At 58.5% G+C, this 5,537-nt stretch carries 3 protein-coding genes; all 3 read left to right on the plus strand.

The window, feature by feature from the left end; genetic code table 11:
• Nucleotides 1-278: 278 nt before the first annotated feature.
• The 3 genes from EOA86_RS19880 to EOA86_RS19890 all read left to right on the plus strand — a co-directional run bounded on the left by EOA86_RS19880 (nt 279) and on the right by EOA86_RS19890 (nt 5,331).
• Nucleotides 279-4,067, plus strand: a complete 3,789-nt coding sequence (locus tag EOA86_RS19880) for a vitamin B12-dependent ribonucleotide reductase (protein WP_128343205.1) — start codon at nt 279-281, stop codon at nt 4,065-4,067.
• 75 nt (nt 4,068-4,142) lie between these two features.
• Nucleotides 4,143-4,763, plus strand: coding sequence for a DUF5343 domain-containing protein (locus EOA86_RS19885; protein ID WP_128343207.1), 621 nt, complete (start codon nt 4,143-4,145; stop codon nt 4,761-4,763).
• The gene (locus tag EOA86_RS19890) at nt 4,753-5,331 is read left to right on the plus strand and encodes a Swt1 family HEPN domain-containing protein (RefSeq protein WP_206630074.1); all 579 of its coding nucleotides are present in this window, start codon (nt 4,753-4,755) and stop codon (nt 5,329-5,331) included. The genes EOA86_RS19885 and EOA86_RS19890 overlap by 11 nt, the downstream gene beginning before the upstream one ends.
• The last annotated feature ends 206 nt before the right edge of the window (nt 5,332-5,537 follow it).

A 5,537-nucleotide genomic window follows, 5' to 3' on the forward strand; every position in this document is an offset into this window, starting at 1 on the left:
CTATATTTAGTGTTTGCAGGTAGGTTCGACGCTAGATAGTGTGAAGGTCCCCTCGATTGAGGGAGTCGCAAACAAGTTTCAGTTTTGAGGGACCGCAGGGTTCGTCGGCGCGTTGGACGACTACTTCGCAAGGAGTTCGGCCAGCAGGGCGGGCGGAGCCTGTGAAAGGGAGCCGGCCGTTTTCTAACGCTGGCAGACGGCGGACATGCGCGTTTCGGCAAGGGGGCAGAAATCCCCTGGGAAAAGCGCTATATATAGACAAGCAAGGGATAGGACCAATGCGCATCGAGCGTCGTTTCACCAAGCAAGGGCTAGCAGGTCAAGAAGGGGCGGCTTATGCGGAGATCGAATTCCGCAAGGCGCTTTCGGAGATCAAGAATCCGGATGGCTCGGTGGTGTTCCGCTTGGACAATATCGATGTGCCGGCGCAGTTCAGCCAGGTTGCCGCCGACATCCTGGCGCAGAAGTATTTCCGCAAGGCCGGCGTGCCGGCTCGGCTGAAGAAGGTCGAGGAGAATGACGTCCCTTCCTTCCTGTGGCGCTCCGTCGCCGACGAGGCCGAACTGGCAAAGCTGCCCGAGTCCGAGCGCTACGGCTCCGAGATCGACGCCCGCCAGGTCTTCGACCGCCTCGCCGGTACCTGGACCTATTGGGGCTGGAAGGGCGGCTATTTCAAGTCGGAGGAAGATGCGCGCGCCTTCCGCGACGAGCTCGCCTATATGCTGGCCACCCAGCGCGTCGCGCCGAACTCGCCGCAATGGTTCAACACCGGCCTGCACTGGGCCTACGGCATCGACGGCCCGAGCCAAGGCCACTTCTATGTCGACCCGTTCACCGGCAAGCTGACCAAGTCGAAATCTTCCTACGAGCATCCGCAGCCGCATGCCTGCTTCATCCAGGGCGTGCAGGACGATCTCGTCAACGAAGGCGGCATCATGGACCTGTGGGTGCGTGAAGCGCGCCTGTTCAAATACGGCTCCGGCACCGGCTCCAACTTCTCGTTCCTGCGCGGCGAAGGCGAAAAGCTGTCCGGCGGCGGCCGTTCGTCGGGCCTGATGAGCTTCCTGAAGATCGGCGACCGCGCGGCGGGCGCCATCAAGTCGGGCGGCACGACGCGCCGCGCCGCAAAGATGGTCATCGTCGACGCCGACCATCCCGATATCGAGGAGTTCATCGACTGGAAGGTCAATGAGGAGCAGAAGGTCGCCTCGCTGGTCACAGGCTCCAAAATCGTGAAGAAGCACCTCGAAGCGATCATGAAGGCCTGCATCAATTGCGAAGGCCAGGACGACGATTGCTTCGACCCGGCGATCAACACAGCGCTGAAGCGCGAGATCAAGGCGGCCAAGAAGGACGGGGTGCCGGAGAACTACATCTACCGCGTCATCCAGTTCGCCAAGCAGGGCTACACTTCGATGTCGTTCAAGACCTACGACACCGACTGGGATTCGGATGCCTACCTCACCGTTTCCGGCCAGAACTCCAACAATTCGGTCTCGCTGAAGGACGATTTCCTGCGCGCCGTAGAGCAGGACGGCGACTGGCACCTCACCGCTCGCAAGGACGGCAAGGTGCTGAAGACGCTGAAGGCCAGGGATCTGTGGGAAAAAATCGGCTATGCCGCCTGGGCGTCGGCCGATCCGGGCCTGCACTTCAATACGACCATGAACGACTGGCACACCTGCGCCGCGGCCGGTGCGATCCGGGCGTCCAACCCGTGCTCGGAATATATGTTCCTCGACGACACGGCCTGCAACCTCGCCTCGATCAACCTGCTGCCTTATCGCAACGCCGACGGCACCATCGACATATCCGCCTACGAGCACACGGTTCGGCTGTGGACCATGGTGCTGGAAATTTCCGTGATGATGGCGCAGTTCCCGTCGAAGGAGATCGCTAAGCTCTCCTACGAATACCGCACGCTCGGCCTCGGCTACGCCAATATCGGCGGCCTGCTGATGACCTCAGGCATTCCCTATGATTCCGACGAGGCCCGCGCCATCTGCGCAGCACTCACCGCTGTTATGACCGGCACGGCCTATGCCACCTCGGCCGAAATGGCCGCCGAGCTCGGCGCCTTCCCCGACTACGACCGCAATGCGCAGAACATGCTGCGCGTGATGCGCAACCACCGCCGCGCTGCCTATGGCGACAAAGACGGCTACGAGAAACTCGCAGTCAACCCGGTGCCGCTGGTCGCCTCCGACCTGAAGCAGCCGGAGCTTGCCGCCCATGCCAAGGCTGCCTGGGACCGCGCCATCGAGCTCGGCGAGGAGCATGGCTACCGCAATGCGCAGGCGACCGTAATCGCGCCGACCGGCACGATCGGCCTGGTGATGGATTGCGACACCACCGGCATCGAGCCCGACTTCGCGCTGGTCAAGTTCAAGAAGCTGGCCGGCGGCGGCTATTTCAAGATCATCAACCGCGCCGTTCCGGAAGCACTGCGTACGCTCGGCTATTCGGAAAGCCAGATCGCCGAGATCGAGGCCTATGCGGTCGGCCACGGCAATCTGAACCAGGCGCCAGCCGTCAACCCCGGCTCGCTCAAGGCCAAGGGTTTTACGGACGACAAGATCGCGGCACTCAATGCGGCATTGAAGTCGGCGTTCGACATCAAGTTCGTCTTCAACCAGTGGACGCTGGGTGCGGACTGGCTGAAGGAGACGTTTGGCTTCACCGACGAGCAGCTCAACGATTTCTCGTTCGAGATGCTACCGGCCCTTGGCTTCTCGAAGAAGGACATCGAGGCCGCCAACATCCATGTCTGCGGTGCGATGACGCTGGAAGGCGCGCCGTTCCTCAAGGCCGAACACCTGCCCGTGTTCGACTGCGCCAGCCCGTGCGGCAAGATCGGGAAGCGTTCGCTGTCGATCAACAGTCACATCCAGATGATGGCGGCGGCCCAGCCCTTCATCTCCGGCGCCATTTCCAAGACCATCAACATGCCGAACGACGCGACGGTGGAAGACGCCAAGGGCGCCTACATGCTGTCGTGGAAGCTGGCGCTGAAGGCCAACGCACTCTATCGCGACGGCTCGAAGCTCTCCCAGCCGCTGAACGCCTCGCTGCTTGCCGACGTCGAAGACGACGAGGACGAGGCGATCGAGCAGCTGATCGCGGCACCCGCCTCGCAGCGCGCCGTGCAGGTGACCGAAAAGATCGTTGAGCGCGTCGTCGAACGCCTCTACCGCGACCGCGAGAAACTGCCGAACCGCCGCAAGGGCTATACCCAGAAGGCGGTCGTCGGCGGCCACAAGGTCTATCTGCGCACAGGCGAATTCGACGACGGTCGCCTCGGCGAGATCTTCATCGACATGCACAAGGAAGGTGCCGCCTTCCGCGCGATGATGAACAACTTCGCCATCGCCATCTCGCTCGGCCTGCAGTATGGCGTTCCGCTCGAGGAATATGTCGAAGCCTTCACCTTCACCAAGTTCGAACCTGCCGGCATGGTGCAGGGCAACGACGCGATCAAGAACGCGACGTCGATCCTCGACTATGTGTTCCGCGAGCTTGCCGTGTCCTATCTTGCGCGCCACGACCTCGCCCATGTCGACCAGTCGGATTTCGACAAGACCGCGCTCGGGCGCGGCATCAACGAAGGCAAGGCGACGCCGTTCTCGAAGGGGCTGACCCGCGGCGCCTCGCCGGTCAAGCTGGTGTCGGGCATGGGTGCCGAGCCCAAGGGCTTTGGCGGTTCAAGTCCCTCTCCCGCTACCGTCCCCACTCGTTCGGCGCCGACGGCGTTCTCAGGCTCCAATGTGCTGGCGCTGAAGCCGGCCAGCGACGAAGCGATCGCCTACAAGCGCGATTATGAAGAGCGGGCCAGGGAACTGGTCGAGGACATCGTCTACGAAGAAGCAATCGACCCGACAGGGCTGTTCACCGATGATGCCGCGAAAGAAGCGGCCGAGGCCAAGGCGCTTGCCGCTACCCGGCGCCAGCAATCATTGATGCAGGGCTACACCGGCAACGAATGCTCCGAATGCCACAACTTCACGATGGTGCGGAACGGCACGTGCGAGAAGTGCGATACTTGTGGGGCGACGAGCGGATGTAGCTGAGAAGCACCAAAAGCTTCTGGTAAAATAAGCCCGCGCCTATATTATAGGTGCGGGCTTATTTTTGAGGGGAACACTATGGGGCTTACAAACGCGTACCTAGTTGCCAATGGGCGTGTTCAAGAATTTTTTAAAAGGATACAAGACGGGCAGGCACCGGACCAGTTCACCATTCAACTTCTCAAGGATTGGGGATTTGGATCGTCTAATGATCGTGCCTACATTCCGCTGTTAAAAGCTCTCGGATTCCTTTCACCCGACGGTAAGCCTACGTCGCGATATCACGCATATCGAGATCATTCGCGCTCGAAGCAAGTAATGGCTGAAGCTATCCGAGAAGCTTACTCAGATATATTTCTGATAAAGGAGAACCCTGGCACTGGCGACAAGACTGCCATCAATGGGAAATTTAAGAGCTATCACAACGCAAGCGACAACACCGCGTCGCTTATGACTAAAACTTTCTTGAGCTTGGCCGAATTAGCGGACTTCAAAGGCTCAACACAAATAAAGAGTTCCGTTGTGAATCATAAAGAGCCCGAGAAAGCGTCATTTGAATCTCCTCCCCTGCCCACCAATGGAACTCCAAAAGATCTAAGCCTTAACTACAATATTCAAGTCCACTTGCCGGCAACGAAGGACGTCGAGGTCTACAACGCAATATTCAAGTCAATCAAGGAGCACCTTATTGACCACTAACGATTTAAGAAATTTCCTTTTTCGCGGGCTAATGTTTGAGGCGGAAGCTGCAAATTTTCAAGCAGCTGGAATACAAGTTGGCGCCGAACAAACTGACGCTGAAGAGCGTCTCTTAGCGGAATCCCTGGCACCCTTTGGGATACAAACCAGAAACCGCGCGCTTGAGATGGCAAGGCTCTATGCCGTCCTGTTCTGCTTTGAAAATGAAATTCGCGCGTACATTCGGGATACTTTGTCCGAAAAGGAGGGAGTTGATTGGGAGTCAAAATTGCCTCCTAAAATTATCGCGCATGCTGAAAGTCGGCGCGACACGGCCATCAAAGACTCTTGGCTGGAAGGCGAGAAAACTGACCTTCTCGGATTCGTCGAGTTCGGGCACTTAGCTCAAATAATAATAAACAAATGGGACAACTTTCCCGTTATCCCCTCCCAACATTGGTTGAAGCAGAGGATGGATGAGATGGAAAAGGTAAGAAATTTTATTGCACACAATCGTATGCTGCTTCCCAGCGAATTTGCCCGTTTGTACATGTACGTAAACGACTGGAACCGGGTGATAGGTCTATAGAGTTCTCAGAGAAATAGCGGTCACATTCCCCTCTGTTAACATCACGTTGCTAGACTAAGACTAGCTTCTCCGCGCAAGGAAAGGGTCACCCCTACTCCGCGTCGGTCGCCATTTGCCCTCCGCCGACCAGTTGCGAAACAGCCGCAGCGAAGATGCTGCGGCTGTTGGTCGGGTTGCTCGTCAGGGAAGAAGTCGCGGCTGAAGCG

The organism is Mesorhizobium sp. M5C.F.Ca.IN.020.32.2.1 (assembly GCF_004023105.1).
GTDB classification, from domain to species: Bacteria; Pseudomonadota; Alphaproteobacteria; order Rhizobiales; family Rhizobiaceae; genus Mesorhizobium; species Mesorhizobium wenxiniae.

Bases quoted from the DNA above. Each gene is read 5' to 3' on its own strand.
- EOA86_RS19880 (WP_128343205.1), top strand. From the start codon at position 279: ATGCGCATCGAGCGTCGTTTCACCAAGCAAGGGCTAGCAGGTCAAGAA.
- EOA86_RS19885 (WP_128343207.1), top strand. From the start codon at position 4,143: ATGGGGCTTACAAACGCGTACCTAGTTGCCAATGGGCGTGTTCAAGAA.